General features: G+C 34.3%; 13 protein-coding genes. 11 read left to right on the forward strand and 2 right to left on the reverse strand.

Annotated features, from left to right (window positions below; translation table 11 throughout):
• The first annotated feature begins 45 nt into the window (after nucleotides 1–45).
• The 8 genes from FF52_RS03885 (at nucleotide 46) to argH (ending at nucleotide 8,766) form a co-directional block, all read left to right on the forward strand.
• Complete coding sequence (locus tag FF52_RS03885; RefSeq protein WP_008463117.1) at nucleotides 46–1,185, forward strand: aspartate aminotransferase family protein; 1,140 nt, start codon at nucleotides 46–48, stop codon at nucleotides 1,183–1,185.
• Nucleotides 1,186–1,284: 99 nt separating this feature from the next.
• On the forward strand, nucleotides 1,285–2,478 hold the full coding sequence (locus FF52_RS03890) for a glutamate-5-semialdehyde dehydrogenase (protein ID WP_008463118.1): 1,194 nt from the start codon (nucleotides 1,285–1,287) through the stop codon (nucleotides 2,476–2,478).
• Nucleotides 2,479–2,689: 211 nt separating this feature from the next.
• Nucleotides 2,690–3,451 carry a glutamate 5-kinase gene (gene proB / locus FF52_RS03895; protein ID WP_008463119.1) on the forward strand — a complete coding sequence of 254 codons (762 nt, stop codon included), beginning with the start codon at nucleotides 2,690–2,692 and terminating at the stop codon, nucleotides 3,449–3,451.
• 414 nt (nucleotides 3,452–3,865) lie between these two features.
• Nucleotides 3,866–4,147: a hypothetical protein gene (locus FF52_RS03900; protein WP_008463120.1), complete on the forward strand. Its 282-nt coding sequence runs from the start codon at nucleotides 3,866–3,868 to the stop codon at nucleotides 4,145–4,147.
• Between the two features lie 22 nt (nucleotides 4,148–4,169).
• On the forward strand, nucleotides 4,170–5,123 hold the full coding sequence (locus FF52_RS03905) for an N-acetylornithine carbamoyltransferase (protein ID WP_035690747.1): 954 nt from the start codon (nucleotides 4,170–4,172) through the stop codon (nucleotides 5,121–5,123).
• A gap of 103 nt (nucleotides 5,124–5,226) precedes the next feature.
• The gene (gene argB / locus FF52_RS03910) at nucleotides 5,227–6,003 is read left to right on the forward strand and encodes an acetylglutamate kinase (protein WP_008463124.1); all 777 of its coding nucleotides are present in this window, start codon (nucleotides 5,227–5,229) and stop codon (nucleotides 6,001–6,003) included.
• 247 nt (nucleotides 6,004–6,250) lie between these two features.
• Complete coding sequence (locus FF52_RS03915) at nucleotides 6,251–7,321, forward strand: M20 family metallo-hydrolase (protein WP_008463126.1); 1,071 nt, start codon at nucleotides 6,251–6,253, stop codon at nucleotides 7,319–7,321.
• Between the two features lie 164 nt (nucleotides 7,322–7,485).
• Nucleotides 7,486–8,766 carry an argininosuccinate lyase gene (gene argH / locus FF52_RS03920; protein ID WP_008463128.1) on the forward strand — a complete coding sequence of 427 codons (1,281 nt, stop codon included), beginning with the start codon at nucleotides 7,486–7,488 and terminating at the stop codon, nucleotides 8,764–8,766.
• 81 nt (nucleotides 8,767–8,847) lie between these two features.
• Here argH and FF52_RS03925 read toward each other — a convergent pair whose 3' ends face one another.
• Nucleotides 8,848–10,167, reverse strand: a complete 1,320-nt coding sequence (locus tag FF52_RS03925; RefSeq protein WP_008463130.1) for a T9SS type A sorting domain-containing protein — start codon at nucleotides 10,165–10,167, stop codon at nucleotides 8,848–8,850.
• A 261-nt stretch (nucleotides 10,168–10,428) separates the two neighbouring features.
• Between FF52_RS03925 and FF52_RS03930 the strand changes: the two genes are divergently transcribed.
• Together FF52_RS03930 and FF52_RS03935 are read left to right on the forward strand one after the other, a co-directional pair.
• On the forward strand, nucleotides 10,429–11,430 hold the full coding sequence (locus FF52_RS03930) for a DUF2157 domain-containing protein (RefSeq protein ID WP_008463132.1): 1,002 nt from the start codon (nucleotides 10,429–10,431) through the stop codon (nucleotides 11,428–11,430).
• The gene (locus FF52_RS03935) at nucleotides 11,427–12,593 is read left to right on the forward strand and encodes a hypothetical protein (RefSeq protein WP_008463133.1); all 1,167 of its coding nucleotides are present in this window, start codon (nucleotides 11,427–11,429) and stop codon (nucleotides 12,591–12,593) included. Before FF52_RS03930 ends, FF52_RS03935 begins: the two co-directional genes overlap by 4 nt.
• 189 nt (nucleotides 12,594–12,782) lie before the next feature.
• On the opposite strand, the gene ytxJ is transcribed toward FF52_RS03935, so the two are convergent.
• Nucleotides 12,783–13,172, reverse strand: coding sequence for a bacillithiol system redox-active protein YtxJ (gene ytxJ, locus FF52_RS03940; protein WP_008463134.1), 390 nt, complete (start codon nucleotides 13,170–13,172; stop codon nucleotides 12,783–12,785).
• Nucleotides 13,173–13,378: 206 nt separating this feature from the next.
• Here ytxJ and clpB point away from each other — a divergent pair, with 206 nt between their 5' ends.
• Nucleotides 13,379–15,976, forward strand: coding sequence for an ATP-dependent chaperone ClpB (gene clpB, locus FF52_RS03945; protein ID WP_008463135.1), 2,598 nt, complete (start codon nucleotides 13,379–13,381; stop codon nucleotides 15,974–15,976).
• The last annotated feature ends 101 nt before the right edge of the window (nucleotides 15,977–16,077 follow it).

Consider the following 16,077-nt stretch of genomic DNA (forward strand, 5'->3'; position numbering starts at 1 on the left):
GCTTAAACTATCAACCATCAACCAAAAACCAAAAACTAAAAAAAAATGAACTTATTCAACGTTTACCCATTATACGACATAACTCCAGTAAAAGCAGTAGATTGTACTATTATTGACGACAAAGGAGTAGAATATTTAGATTTATACAGCGGTCATGGTGTGATTTCTATTGGACACACACAGCCGGATTATGTAGCTAAACTTAAAAATCAAATAGATAATTTAGGTTTTTATTCGAATGCTATTCAGAATCCTTTACAGGTTGAATTGGCTCAAAAATTAGGAAAACTTTCAGGTCTTGAAGATTACGAATTGTTTTTATGCAGTTCTGGGGCTGAAGCGAATGAAAATGCTTTAAAATTAGCTTCTTTCCATAACGGAAAATCAAGAGTTGTAGCTTTTGATAATTCTTTCCACGGAAGAACTTCTGCAGCCGTTGCGGTTACAGATAACAAAAAGATCGTTGCGGCAATTAACGCACAGCAAGTTGTTACTTTTTTACCTTTAAATCAAATCGAATTAGTTGAAGCTGAATTAGCTAAAGGAGATGTTACAGCAGTAATTATCGAAGGAATTCAGGGAGTTGGAGGTTTAGACCAGGGAACAACTGAGTTTTTTCAGGCTTTAGAAAAAGCATGCAAAAAACACGATGTTGTTTTAATTTTAGATGAAGTACAATCAGGATACGGAAGAAGCGGGAAATTCTTCGCTTTCCAACATCACGGAATCAACGCTGATATTATTTCAGTTGCAAAAGGAATGGGGAACGGTTTTCCGGTTGGAGCGATTTTGATTTCTCCAAAATTCGAAGCAAGTTTCGGATTATTAGGAACTACTTTCGGCGGAAGCCACCTGTCGTGTGCAGCAGGAATTGCAGTTTTAGATGTAATCGAAAAACTAGATTTACAAAAAAATGTAAATGAAGTTTATGAATATTTCTTAGAGAAAATCAAAGAAGTTGACGGAATCAAACAAGTAAAAGGAAAAGGTCTAATGCTTGGAGTAGAATTTGATTTTGATGTAGCCGCTTTAAGAAAGAAATTAATCATCGAGAAACATATTTTTACAGGAAGCGCTAACAATAAAAATCTGTTAAGAATTTTACCGCCTTTGACTGTGAAAAAAGCTGATATCGATACGTTTGTAAAAGCTTTAAAAGAAAGTTTAGAAGAATTAAAAAACTAAACATAATACTATTATCCTAACAGGTTTCCAAAACCTGTTAGGTATTAATAAGTTTCTATAAAAAGAAACAACCAAAAAACAACCAACCCACTTGAAATTATGAAACCATTATCAATTGAAACACGCAATGCGGTTTTGCAGACTATGGCAAAGCTGGTCGAGCAAGAGCGGAATGAGATAATCTTGACCAATCAGGAAGATCTTGCCGATTACGACGGTTCAGATTTAGCGATGGAAGAACGCCTGAAAGTAGATGATAAAAAAGTCGATGAAATGATTTTATCATTAAACCAATTAGCTTCTCAAGAAGATCCCGTTGGTGTAGAGCGTTTTCATTTTACGCATGATAATGGAATAAAAGTAGTGAATAAAACCGCTGCTTTCGGAACGATTTTAATTATTTACGAATCTCGTCCAGACGTTACAATCGAAGCTGGTGGAATTGCCTTCAAATCTGGAAATAAGATTTTATTAAAAGGAGGAAAAGAGTCTTTAAAATCAAATTTGAAAATCGTAAGTCTTTGGCATAAAGCTTTAGAAGAAAATGGAGTTTCAAAAGACTGGGTGGAATATCTGAATTATAACAGAACTGAAACACAGGCTTTTTTAGAAAAACCAACTCAAAAAGTCGATTTAATAGTTCCGAGAGGTGGAGAAAAACTTATTGAATTTGTAAAAGCACATGCCACTTGCCCAGTTATTGTAAGCGGACGAGGAAATAATTTTATTTACGTTCATGAAGATGCCGATACAGATTTGGCTTTAAAAGTGATTTTAAACGCTAAAACAGCTAAAATTTCGGCTTGTAATGCACTAGATAAAGTTTTGATAAGTTCTAAACTTCCAAATTTTGAAGGTTTTACAGCTATGTTAATCGAAGCTTTAGTAGAATCAAAAGTGGAAGTTATCGTTGATAAATCATTAGAGAATTTTGAAAACACGAAAACACTTCAAAATGAAGATATTTGGTATGAAGAGTTTCTAGATTATAAAATTGTAATCGGAACTATCGATTCTCAGGAACATGCTATTGACAAGATTAATAAGTATTGTGGTGGACATTCTGCAGCAATTATTACCAGAAACGATGAAATCGCACAACAATTTATGGAATCAATAGACGCGGCAGCAGTTTACCAAAATGCTTCGACCCGTTTCACGGACGGCGGACAGTTTGGTTTAGGCGGAGAATTAGCGATAAGTACGGATAAACTCCATCAAAGAGGACCAATTGGTTTACAGCATTTGGTAACCAATAAATGGTACGTGTACGGAGAAGGACAAATACGTTAGAATTTTAGATTTTAGAGTTCAGATTTTAGATTGATGATTAACGATTTTTGATTTCAGATTATTAGAATTTGGAATTTATTTTTTGGAATTTATTATAGATAAAGCTTTGCGAACGTAGCGTTTGTAAGCACAAAGAATATAAAGCCTTGCGCACTTTGCGGTTTTAAAAAAAACTTAGTGCCTTAGCGCCTTCGCGGCAAAAACAAAAGACATGGCAAAAAAACGGATTTTATTAAAAATAGGAAGTAATACTTTAACCAAAGAAACCAATCATATTTCGAGGGGAAAGATTGAAGATCTTGGAATACAGATTGCATCTTTAAATGACGAATATGAATTTATCATAGTAAGTTCTGGAGCAATTGCGGCGGCAAAGCAATTTGTAAAATTGGACAATCAGGATAAAGATGTTTTTGTGAAACAGGCTTTAGCTTCAATTGGACAGCCTCATTTAATGCGGATTTACAATGAAAATTTTAAGGATTTAGGATTAAATACCTCTCAGTGTTTACTTTCTTATTCGGATTTCGAAAAAGAGCAAACCAAAAAGAACATTGTAAATACGATTAATGTATTAGTCAAAAACAATTACATTCCGATTATCAATGAAAATGATACCGTTGCTACAGATGAGATTAGGTTTGGAGATAATGACAAATTAGCGGCTTTAACAGCGGTATTGCTAAATGTTGATATTCTTATAATTGCGACCAATACAAACGGAATTTACACTAAGAATTCAATTCATGATGAAAATCCGGAAACGATTAAATTAGTAAATGATTTAAAAACGCTCGAGAAGGAAATCGGTGAATCAAAATCATCACATGGAACAGGGGGAATGCAATCTAAAATAGAAGCAGCCGCAATTTCAAAAGCAGCAAACATTGAAACCTGGATTGTAAATGGGCTGAATGATAATTTTATTTTGAAGGCGTTAAAAGATGAAATTCCTTTTACTAAGATATTATAATTAAAGATGAGAGTAATTACCTTAATTTTAGTAATCTTTTCATTAAAATTGAATGCTCAGATTGACGGGAAATTTCGACATGAAATATGTAAAGTAGGACCAAATTGTTTTGCTTATCAATTTTATAAAAATGGCGTTTTTGAATTTCATTATAGCTAAGATATTTTAGGAATAGGAATTATAAAAGGTAAATATTTAAAGGTTAAGGATACACTGAAATTAACTCCTGATAAGGTTTATTTTTCTAGGCCTACAAAAGTATTAGAAACTGATGACGGAAATTTAAATTCAACCAGAATATCAATTGTTTATCAGGAGGTTTCTAAAATTGGAGAAACTGGGGAAGATTCAGAAATACAATGGAAAGTTTCGATTAATGACGGAGAATATATTGAAACAGATCAATCTGGTGTTTTGATTTTACCTAAAACAGAAATTAAGAAAATAAAAATTAAGGATTTTTTTTATTTAAACGATGATAAGAGTGGCTTAATTGAAAATACTTTTTATCCAAAATTAAATACAAACAATATTGAGATTTTTGTGTCAGAAAGTGGTGCTGAAGATAAAAATCCAATGGTAAGCTGGATGACAAAATTATTGTTTATAAAAGGCAGAAAGTTGTATCCAATTACTTTTGAAGCTGAACAAGCTTATCTGGGAAAAGAGAAAACATATTACAAGAAGATTGATTGAAACAAAAAACAAAAGAAAACAAATGAACTATATTTCAATAAAAGACATCAACTCATTATCAAAATGGGTAAAACAAGCGATTAAGATCAAAAAGAATCCGCTTAAAAATCAAAGTTTAGGAAAGAATAAAACTCTTGGAATGTTATTCTTCAATCCAAGTTTAAGAACGCGTTTGAGTACTCAAAAAGCGGCAATGAACTTAGGAATGAATGTTATGGTAATGAATTTTACCAATGAAGGCTGGACATTAGAATTCGAAGATGGAGCCGTTATGAATTCTGGTGCGTCAGAGCACATCAAAGAAGCCGCAGAAGTAGTTTCGCAATACTGTGATATTATCGCAATCCGTGCTTTTGCAGGTTTGGTAGATAAAGAAAAAGATTATCAGGAAACAGTAATTTCAGGATTTTTGAAATATGCTACCGTGCCGATTGTTAATATGGAAAGTGCTATCCGTCACCCGCTGCAGTCACTTGCAGACGCAATTACAATGGAAGAATTCAAACCTAGACACAAAGATAAACCAAAAGTAGTGCTTTCGTGGGCGCCACATCCAAAAGCATTGCCACAGGCTGTAGCCAATTCATTCGTAGAAATGATGCAGATGCAGAAAGATATGGATTTTGTAATCACACATCCAGAAGGTTACGAGTTAAGTCCGGAAATCACAAAAGACTGCAAAATCGAATACGATCAAAACAAAGCTTTTGAAAATGCTGATTTCGTTTACGTAAAAAACTGGAGTAACTTCAACGATTACGGAAAAGTAACTAACAGCGATCCAAATTGGACCGTCACCGCTGAAAAAATGGCTTTAACCAACAACGGAAAATTCATGCACTGTCTTCCTGTACGTCGTAACGTAATTGTAAGCGATGAAGTTTTGGACGGAGAAAATTCAATCGTAATTGAACAGGCAAATAATAGAACGTATTCAGCACAATTAGTTTTACAAAAGATTTTGAAGAAATTGTAAATTAAAGTTACAAAGAAACAAAGTTACAAAGTGACAGAGGCTTAAACCTTGTAAAAAAAACTTTGCAACTTTGTTACTTTGTCACTTTGAACCTTTCAACCTCATGAAGAAAGTTACCGTAATAAAAATAGGTGGAAACATCATCGATAATTCAGCAGAATTAGAGCAATTTTTAACCGATTTTTCTAAAATAGAAGGATATAAAGTTTTAGTTCACGGCGGTGGAAAATCGGCTACAAAAATGGCACAGAGTATTGGATTAGTTCCGCAAATGATTGACGGACGCCGAATTACAGATGCTCCAATGCTTGATGTTGTGGTGATGATTTATGCAGGACAAATCAACAAACATATTGTAGCGCAGTTACAGGCTAAAGACAATAATGCGATCGGTTTTTCGGGAGCTGATGGAAATTTAATCCAGTCGACAAAAAGAAATCACCCTACGATCGATTACGGATTTGTGGGCGATGTAAAACAAGTCAATACCAAATTACTAGCGACTTTATTAGAAGCTGCAGTTGTTCCTGTTTTTTGTGCCATCACACACGACAAAAACGGACAATTGTTAAATACCAACGCTGATACAATCGCAAGTGAACTATCAATTGCTTTATCTGAAGTTTTTGATGTTACGCTGACCTACTGTTTTGAAAAACAAGGTGTTTTAATGGATTCAGAAGACGAATCATCTGTAATTACAGAAATCAACGAGACATTATATAATAAACTAAAAGAAGAAAAAGTAATCCATTCCGGAATGATTCCAAAATTGGATAACTGTTTCAATAGTTTGTCAAGAGGCGTGCAGAAAATCAAAATTGGACATCACAGAATGCTTCAAAATTCGGATATTCCACATACAACAATTACATTATAAAAAATGTTGCCACAAATTGACTTTGATTTTTGCTGTTAAAAGAGAAAATAATTTTAGAGAAACATTAAAAAGTTCATTTTGATTTTAAATCTACAACAAAAAAATAATGTTTGGAAATCCGTGTAATTAGTGGCAAAAAAATAGAGCGCGCGAGGTATTTTAAATAAATTTGCGCAAGTAAAAATGGTCAAAGGAAAGCTCAAAAACTTTGCTGCTTTGTTCCTTTGAGCCTTTGAACCTTATTAAAATGAAAAATATAGATACGCTTACCCAAGAAGCAATTAGTTTATTAAAAAGCTTAATCGAAACCCCTTCATTTTCAAGTGAAGAAGATCAGACGGCTCTTTTAATAGAAAATTGGTTCAATCAGAATGAAATTCCTTTCAAGAGAGAAAACAACAATGTGTGGGCTTTCAACAAATATTTCGACGAAAACAAACCGACACTTTTACTAAACTCACATCACGATACTGTTCGCCCAAATCAAGCGTATACCAACGATCCGTTTAAAGCAATCGAAAAAGACGGAAAATTATTTGGTTTAGGAAGTAACGACGCTGGAGGATGTTTAGTTTCATTACTAGCGACTTTTGTACATTTTTACGAAAATCAGAACCTTTCTCACAATATTGTAATTGTGGCTTCTGCGGAAGAAGAAAGTAGTGGTAAAAACGGTTTAAACAGTGTTTTAAAACATTTACCAGAACTAGATTGCGCTATTGTAGGAGAACCAACTTTAATGCAATTGGCAATTGCTGAAAAAGGACTTTTAGTTCTTGATGTAAAAGTAAAAGGAACTGCAAGCCACGCTGCACATCAAAACGACGATAATGCATTATATAAATCAATTCCAGTAATGGAGTGGTTTAAAAACTATAAATTCGACAAAATCTCAGACGTTTTAGGTCCTGTAAAAATGACTGTAACGCAGATTAACGCAGGAAAGCAGCACAATGTTGTGCCTTCAGAATGTGATTTAGTAGTTGACATTCGTGTAACAGACCGTTATACCAATGCCGAAATCTTGGAAGTGGTAAAAGCAAATGTAAACGCTGAAGTAACACCAAGATCAATGCACTTAAATTCATCGTCTATTCCAATCGAGCACGGTTTGGTTCAGGCAGGAATTGCTTTAGGAAGAACAACGTATGGTTCGCCAACACTTTCAGATCAGTCCGTTTTAAGCTGTCAGTCTCTGAAATTAGGGCCAGGAGAAACATTGCGTTCGCATTCAGCAGACGAATTTATTTTTGTAAATGAAATTGTAGAAGGAATCGACCTGTATATCAAAATACTAACGGGTTTCTTTAAATTATAATAAAAGAAAAACCGCCACCAATTCACGAATTGTTTTTTTACTATTGAAATGAAATATTAATTCGAATTAATTCGAAAAAATAATCGCAAAGATTTGAAAAAAATAATTCGTGAATTGCTTCGCCAGTTCGCTAGCGCTCGAGTCGTGGCAAAAAAATAAGACCTATGAAACTTTGGGAAAAAGGAATACCAACAGATAAACAAATCGAACAATTCACCGTTGGAAACGACCGTGAACTGGATTTAGTTTTAGCAAAATATGATGCTTTAGGTTCAATCGCGCACGCCAAAATGTTGGGTCAGATTGGTTTATTAACTCAGGAAGAAACAACATCTTTGGTTGATGCTTTAAACGAAATTATTGCAGATATTGTAGTAGGTAATTTCGAAATCGAAGATAGTTTTGAAGATGTCCATTCTAAAATTGAATATCTGTTAACGGTAAAACTAGGCGATGCAGGAAAGAAAATCCACACCGCGCGTTCTCGTAATGATCAGGTTTTAGTAGATGTTCATTTGTATTTAAAAGATGAATTAAAAACAATCAAAGAGCAGGTAAAAACATTGTTTGATTTGTTGATGGAATCGGCAGAAAAACATCAAAATGTGTTATTACCAGGTTATACGCATTTGCAAATTGCAATGCCATCATCATTCGGAATGTGGTTTTCTGCTTATGCTGAAAGTTTGATCGACGATATTACAATGCTGAATGCTGCTTCAAAAATTGTAGATCAGAATCCGTTGGGATCTGCAGCTGGTTATGGAAGTTCATTTCCAATCAACAGAACGTTTACGACTCAGGAGTTAGGTTTCGAAACTTTGAAATACAATGCTGTTGCGGCACAAATGAGCCGTGGAAAAGCAGAAAAAACAGTTGCCTTTGCAATGACAAGCGTTGCAGGAACGTTGTCAAAATTTGCGATGGATGTTTGTCTGTATATGAGCCAGAATTTCGATTTTATTGGACTTCCGGCGCATCTTACAACAGGTTCGAGCATTATGCCTCACAAAAAGAATCCAGATGTTTTCGAATTAATCAGAGGAAAATGCAATAAAATTCAGGCGCTTCCATACGAAATCACTTTGATTACAAACAATCTTCCAAGTGGTTATCATAGAGATTTACAACTTTTAAAAGAAGGTTTGTTTCCAGCGATTCAAAACCTGAAAGCTTGTTTGGATATTGCAATCTTTTCAATAAAAGACATTACAGTAAAAGATCATATTTTAGAAGATAAAAAATACGATTATCTATTTACTGTAGATACTCTAAACGAAATGGTTGTTGCAGGAATGCCGTTTAGAGATGCTTACAAAGCTGTTGCTGAACAATTAGAATCAGGAACGTATCAGTCTCCAAAAGCGACAAAACATACGCATGAAGGCAGTATCAACAATTTATGCTTAGATGCAATAAAAGATAAAATGAAAGCGGCTTTTTAGTTTTGTTAAATGTGAAAAATAAGCTGTAAAAAGTAAAAAGGTCATTGAAACAAATCAATGACCTTTTGATTTATAGAAGAATTAGTTTTTTACTAATTTAAATGTTTTGCTTCGATTGTCAATTTGTACTTTGCACACATAAATGCCTTTTGCAAGATTGCCAACGTTTAGTTCTAATTTTTCTTCAGGAGATACATTTTTTGAATGCGAATATACTTTCGATCCATTCGATGAAAATAAATGTACTTCAGCTAAACCATTATCTGAACTTGAAAAATCAATATTCAAAAGACGATTTATAACTGATGGATAATACTTCAAATCCAGATTATTTGAATTATTGTCATTAAGGCCTAAATTATTGCAGCTTGTAGAAAGAACGCCTTGAGGAGTAACCTGAAGTGTCGCTCCGGCTCCGCACGAAGCGTTTGAAATATAGCCCGCAACATTCCCGATTGGCAGAACACTATAAGGGTAAGAAGGTTTTGTAACTGCAGTTCCTGAATTTGCAGGCGCATTCAAACAATCTGTAAAGGTAATTCCGATTGTTCCACCATCAGTACTTACATAATTTTTAAAGGCAGTTCCAATTTTAGCAAAATCAGTTCCTTCAACGTAGCAAGTTGTGTTATTACTTCCGCCGCCTAAACCAATGGCTAGTGAACCAGAAACAGAGGTATTATAATAGCAGTTTAAAATATGAAGTTCAGCATTTCTTGCTCTTGGCATTCTTTCTTTGCATCCTTCAGCCCAATAGCAATTTTTAAAAGTGATGCTGTAATGGCCGTCAGAAGGAGCATCAGTTTTAGAAGAGCCCACCAAATCAGAAAAGCGATGATCATCTGCTCCGCCAGAACCTCCAGCTTTTGGCGCTTTCAGATAAATGAATTTGCACCAAGAAACAGTCACGTTATCGGCAGCGCCTTTATTGTCAAAATTGCCATCCACTCCGTCTTGAAATTCGCAATGATCGACCCAAAGATTCGTTGCTTCTGAAGTAAGGTTGTCACGCCCATCAACATCATATGCGCCTGGTCCTTCAAAAATTAAATTTCTTATGATAATGTTATTAGAACCAGGTTTCAAACTTAAAATCCCTGAGCCAGCAGCCGTTTGATCCAGATTTAATAATCGTGAGCCCGGAAGGCCAATTATGGTTTTATCATTCACCAATAAACTCGTATAAGTGCAATTTATAGTTCCTGAAACTAAAATAACCTGTGGTGTAGTTAGTTTTAGTTTTGCAGTCAAATCAGCTAGAGTAGTAACTGTAACGGGAGTTGCATTCCCACCGCCAGTTGCGGAGGCGCCAAATCCTTCGGGAGCACTCATAAAATAATTTTGAGCAAACAGAAAGGAGCAAGGCAGAAGCAATGCTAATAAAATAATTTTTGTTTTCATTTTTTAAAGTGTGGTTTTTTGTGGTTTTAATTGTAAATGTAATCGATTGCACAAATGTAAAAGAATTAAAATAATTTCAAATTAATTTATCAGATTTTGTGTTTTAAGGTTTTGATTTTTAGAATTATAAATGTTGTTTTTACGTTTATAATATCAAATAAATTGTAGATATATTTATAAAAAATAGTAAAGGTTGTTAGGTTAAAAGCAGAAAATTCATGCTAAATACATATATTTGATGTGCCAGTTTAAAACACGCCAATGGAAAAATTCAAAGATCAGTCGACCCTCCATCTTTTTGAGAAAGGCTTAATTACTGAAAATCAGTTTGAAGAAGTTAAAACCTATAGAAGCCTAAAAATCTTTTCATTAAATGCGGAATTAAAATTGTTCCTTTATTTATCAGTATTGCTGTTTACTTCAGGAATTGGAATTTTGATTTATGAAAATATTGATACCATCGGGCATATTGCCATTTTATCATTGCTTTTAATTGTGATTGCAGTTTGCTTTTTTTATTGTTTCAAACATTCCAAAGGTTTTCAGAAATCAGAAACAACATTTGAACATCCTGTTTTAGAATATCTGGTTTTGGCGGGAAATATTCTAACCTGTATTTTCATTGGGTATCTCCAATTTCAATATAAACCCTTTGGAGAGCATTACGGATTGGCGACTTTAGTACCAACCATTGTTAGTTTCTTTTGCGCATATTATTTTGATAATCGAAGCGTTTTAACTATTGCAATTACTGGTTTGGCGGCTTATGTGGGACTTTCAGTTACACCACAAGATATATTTAATGACAGCAATAATTTGTATGCAAGCCAAAGTTTAAGCTATTCAGCAGTAATGTTAGGAGTTTTATTGGTTTTATGGACAATCTATAGCGAGCGAATTTCACTCAAAGCTCATTTTGGTTTGGTTTTTCTCACTTTTGCGCTACACATTGTAAGCATCGCGGCAATTAGTAATTTAACCGGTTATGATACTTTAACTTGGATACTATTTGCTCTAATTTTAGCTGGTTCAACGTATTATTTTTATAAAGCCAGTTATCAGTATAAAGCCATGTCTCTATATGTATTTATGATTGTTTACGCTTATATCGGCGGAAACATTGTTTTGTTCAGAATTTTTGAAAATGTTGATTTCTCTGATATTTGGGAATTACTTATTTTCTTGTTGCCAGCTTACTTTGTTGGTTCGATTATTATGTTTATTAAATTGATTAAAAACTTCCATAAAGAAATCGCAGAATGATAGTATACAACAAACAATTATTGGATAATGAGGTTTTAACGGATGAAGCGGATGCTTTGTACAAAGGAGGTTTTATCAGTAAAGAACAGAAGAAATTTATAGAAAAAGAACTTCCAGTTTTAAAAAGCCAGAAAAATATCCTTGTTAGAATAGGTTTCTTTTTGCTTGGCTGTTTATTATTTGGTTCAATTTGTGGAGCAATTTCTTTGTTTGGGCTAAGCGCTGAGAATACATTTTTTAAAATCTGCTGTTATATTTTTGCTGTGGTTGGATTTGTAGGAACAGAATTGCTTGCGAATCAAGAATTTCATAATCACGGTTTAGATGATGCTTTTATATTGAGTGCGCTTTTATGCTTAGGAGCGGCAATAGGAATAACAACGGAAGGTTACGAAATGGTAATTGCTTTTTTTGTAGCAGTTGGAGCGCTTTTTATCTTTCTAAGGTATTTGCATGTAATTTCAATGCTTGTGTTCTGCCTTTCTGCAACGGCATTTTTGTTTTTTGGAATGTTTGAATTTGGAGATATCGGAAAAGCTATTTTACCATTTACAGCAATGATTTTTGCAGGAGTTTTTTACTTTTTGACGAAAAAAATGATGAATCGTCTGAACGAAAGGTATTATTACAACGGACTATTATTGGCAAATAGTTTTTGTCTAGTTTTATTTTATCTTTCTTGTAATTACTTGGTTGTTAGAGAACTTTCAGCAGAGCTTTTAGGAACAGAAGTAAAACATGGAATAGATATTCCGTTTGCATATTTCTTTTATGCTTTCACTTTTATAGTTCCAGTACTTTATTTGGTTCAGGCTTTAAAAACGAAAGACAGATTAATGCTTTGGATTAGCTTTTTAGCTATAGGATTTTCAATTTATACGATTCGATTTTATCATTCGGTTTTACCGATTGAGGTTGCGCTTACACTTGGCGGTATAGTTTTATTCGGAATTGCTTATTTTTCAATTAGAAATTTAAAAGAAAAAGAAAGCGGTCTGACTTTTAAACCAGATAGAATCAATCATTCAGATAGCTTATTAAATGCAGAAGCTTTAGTTGTAGCTTCAACTTTCGGTATGAAACCAGAAGTAAAGCCGCAAGCTTCTCCAATGGAGTTTGGAGGAGGAGGTTTCAGTGGAGGCGGATCTGATGGAAGTTTTTAAGTTTAATTATGAGTTGTGAATTATGAATTATGAGTTGAGCGCTAATTTGAATTAAAATTGGACTTGGCGTAAAAATATAAAAGCCTGGAATTATACAAATAATTTCAGGCTTTTAATTTTTAAAATTTGTTGTATTCTAAGTTAAGTAATTAACTCATAATTCATAATTCACAACTCATAATTTATAACTTAGATCTTGCTTTTTAACGCTTCAGCATCAATATCGCTGTGCGAAACATCGTAAACTGCTTTTCCGTTTTTGATTAAAATCAATTGTGGAGATTCGTGATAAACGCCAAATCGGCTGGCGATTTCATTTGAAATATCTCTGTGTGCGATTAAATCTAAAAAATACGCATCAACCACACCTTCAAGATCAAATTCTCTTTCAAATTGCTTTAAAGCCATACGGCTGATGCTGCATCTTGTGCTATGCTTGAAAATTACAACTGGTCTTTCTTGAGAAATGGCTTCAATTTCCATTAATTGAAGCATATCGGTTAATTCTGTCCAGTTTACTTTACTTTTTGCGGCTTCTGAGTTCTCAGAACTTCCGAAGATTGAATTAAAAAAACTCATATTTGGCTTGTTTTATGACTTTTTGACGCGTTAAATCGAGAAAAACTTGATTTAAACTGTCTTTTTGTCTGTTTTTATGCTATGGAATATAATTTGTCTGTTTCAATGCAAAGTTAAATTATTTGAGTTAAAAAAGTACCTCAATAAATCGTAACTTTAATCTTATAAAATGTCAAACAAATAAAATCAATCAAAAACGTAAAAATATGAATATAAATAAGTTTACTATTAAATCGCAAGAAGCCATTCAGCTGTCTCAGCAGTTAGCACAGCGAAATGGCCAACAGCAAATTGAAAATGAACACATTTTCAAAGCTATTTTTGAAGTTGATGAAAACGTGGCACCATTTATCTTGAAAAAACTAAATGTAAATGTGCCTTTGTTTTTACAAATTTTAGACAGTACAATTCAGAGTTTTCCAAAAGTTTCTGGAGGAGATGTAATGCTTTCCAGAGATGCTAATAAAGCTTTGAATGAAGCTGAAATTATCGCACAAAAAATGAACGACGAATACGTTTCGATCGAGCATTTAATTTTAGCCATTTTTGACTCAAAAAGTAAAGTTTCTCAGATTTTAAAAGATCAGGGAGTTACAGGAAAGGGTCTTAAAGCTGCTATTGAAGAATTAAGAAAAGGCGAAAGAGTAACTTCAGCTTCGGCAGAAGAAACCTATAATTCGCTAAATAAATATGCTAAAAATTTAAACGAATTAGCTCGTACAGGAAAACTAGATCCAGTTATTGGACGTGACGAAGAAATTCGTCGTGTATTGCAGATTTTGACTCGTAGAACCAAAAACAACCCTATGCTTATTGGTGAGCCTGGAGTTGGTAAAACTGCGATTGCAGAAGGATTAGCGCACAGAATTGTGGATGGTGACGTTCCTGAAAACTTAAAAGAAAAAATCGTTTTCTCATTAGATATGGGAGCTTTGATTGCCGGAGCGAAATACAAAGGAGAATTCGAAGAACGTTTAAAATCGGTTGTAAAAGAAGTTACAGCTGCAGAAGGTGACATCGTATTGTTTATCGATGAGATTCATACGCTTGTAGGAGCGGGTGGAGGTGAAGGTGCGATGGACGCGGCAAACATCTTAAAACCAGCTTTAGCACGTGGAGAATTAAGAGCAATTGGAGCTACGACTTTAGATGAATATCAAAAATATTTTGAAAAAGATAAAGCGCTTGAAAGACGTTTCCAAAAGGTGTTAATCGATGAACCTGATACTGAAAGCGCGATTTCAATTCTTCGTGGAATCAAAGAAAAATACGAAACGCACCATAAAGTTCAGATTAAAGATGAAGCAATTATTGCGGCAGTTGAGCTTTCGCAAAGATATATTACGAATCGTTTCTTGCCAGATAAAGCGATCGACTTAATGGACGAAGCGGCTTCTAAATTGCGTATGGAAATCAATTCGAAACCAGAAGAATTAGATGTTTTGGATCGTAAAATCATGCAGTTGGAAATCGAAATTGAAGCCATAAAACGTGAAAAAGAAGAAAGCAAACTGAAAATTTTAGGTATGGAATTAGCCAACCTGAAAGAAGAACGCAACGAAATCTATGCAAAATGGAAACAGGAAAAAGATATCGTTGACGGAATTCAGGCTGTAAAACACGAAATTGAAGACTTTAAATACGAAGCAGAACGTGCAGAACGTGACGGAGATTACGGAAAAGTAGCTGAAATTCGTTACGGAAAAATAAAAGAAGCACAGGAACGCCAAGAAACATTGCAGAAACAATTGCTTGAATTCCAATCTGGAAATTCTTTAATCAAAGAAGAAGTTACCAGAGAAGATATAGCAGAAGTTGTAGCAAAATGGACAGGAATTCCGGTAACCAAGATGCTTCAGACAGAAAGAGAAAAACTATTGCATCTTGAAGATGAATTGCACAAACGTGTAGTAGGTCAGGAAGAAGCGATAGAAGCAGTGAGTGATGCGGTTCGTAGAAGCCGTGCCGGTTTACAGGATATGAAAAAACCTGTTGGATCATTCTTGTTCCTAGGAACAACTGGGGTTGGTAAAACGGAGCTGGCAAAAGCTTTGGCTGAATATCTTTTTGATGACGAAAATGCCATGACTCGTATCGATATGAGTGAGTATCAAGAACGCCACAGTGTGAGCCGTTTGGTTGGTGCGCCTCCAGGATATGTGGGTTATGATGAAGGAGGCCAGCTGACAGAAGCCGTTCGTAGAAAACCATATTCTGTTGTATTGTTGGATGAGATCGAAAAAGCGCATCCAGATACGTTCAATATTTTATTGCAGGTTCTAGATGAAGGACGTTTGACAGATAACAAAGGACGTCTGGCTGATTTTAGAAATACGATTATTATTATGACCTCAAATATGGGAAGTAATATTATTCAGGAGAAATTTGAAAACCTAAAAGGAAGTGTTGAAGCAGCAACAGAGGCAGCTAAAAACGAAGTTTTAGGATTATTAAAACAAACTGTTCGTCCTGAGTTTATCAACCGTATTGACGAGATTGTAATGTTTACACCGCTTACGGTAGAAAATATCTCGAGAATTGTGAGTTTACAATTAAAGAGCGTGACCAAAATGCTGGCTATGCAAGGCATTACAATGGATGCAACTCCAGAAGCTATTGGGTATTTGGCAGAAAAAGGTTACGATCCACATTTTGGAGCTCGACCAGTGAAACGTGTGGTTCAGCGTGAAGTTTTAAATCAATTGTCAAAAGAAATTTTGGCAGGAAATATTACAACAGACAGCATCATTTTATTAGATGCTTTCGACGGCAAATTGGTTTTTAGAAACCAGACAGTTAAATAATTATTTTTGTTTAGTTAATCTTGAAAAGCATCAGTGTTAAAGCTGGTGCTTTTTTTTTGCCGTGAATTCTGAAACTTTTTGCACAATTCTTATAACAATAA

The sequence above is a fragment of the Flavobacterium sp. F52 genome, from assembly GCF_000278705.1.
GTDB classification, from domain to species: Bacteria; Bacteroidota; Bacteroidia; order Flavobacteriales; family Flavobacteriaceae; genus Flavobacterium; species Flavobacterium anhuiense.

Bases quoted from the DNA above. Each gene is read 5' to 3' on its own strand.
- FF52_RS03885 (WP_008463117.1), top strand. From the start codon at position 46: ATGAACTTATTCAACGTTTACCCATTATACGACATAACTCCAGTAAAA.
- argB (WP_008463124.1), top strand. From the start codon at position 5,227: ATGAAGAAAGTTACCGTAATAAAAATAGGTGGAAACATCATCGATAAT.
- FF52_RS03930 (WP_008463132.1), top strand. From the start codon at position 10,429: ATGGAAAAATTCAAAGATCAGTCGACCCTCCATCTTTTTGAGAAAGGC.
- FF52_RS03905 (WP_035690747.1), top strand. From the start codon at position 4,170: ATGAACTATATTTCAATAAAAGACATCAACTCATTATCAAAATGGGTA.
- proB (WP_008463119.1), top strand. From the start codon at position 2,690: ATGGCAAAAAAACGGATTTTATTAAAAATAGGAAGTAATACTTTAACC.
- argH (WP_008463128.1), top strand. From the start codon at position 7,486: ATGAAACTTTGGGAAAAAGGAATACCAACAGATAAACAAATCGAACAA.
- FF52_RS03925 (WP_008463130.1), bottom strand. From the start codon at position 10,167: ATGAAAACAAAAATTATTTTATTAGCATTGCTTCTGCCTTGCTCCTTT.
- ytxJ (WP_008463134.1), bottom strand. From the start codon at position 13,172: ATGAGTTTTTTTAATTCAATCTTCGGAAGTTCTGAGAACTCAGAAGCC.
- clpB (WP_008463135.1), top strand. From the start codon at position 13,379: ATGAATATAAATAAGTTTACTATTAAATCGCAAGAAGCCATTCAGCTG.
- FF52_RS03935 (WP_008463133.1), top strand. From the start codon at position 11,427: ATGATAGTATACAACAAACAATTATTGGATAATGAGGTTTTAACGGAT.
- FF52_RS03890 (WP_008463118.1), top strand. From the start codon at position 1,285: ATGAAACCATTATCAATTGAAACACGCAATGCGGTTTTGCAGACTATG.
- FF52_RS03915 (WP_008463126.1), top strand. From the start codon at position 6,251: ATGAAAAATATAGATACGCTTACCCAAGAAGCAATTAGTTTATTAAAA.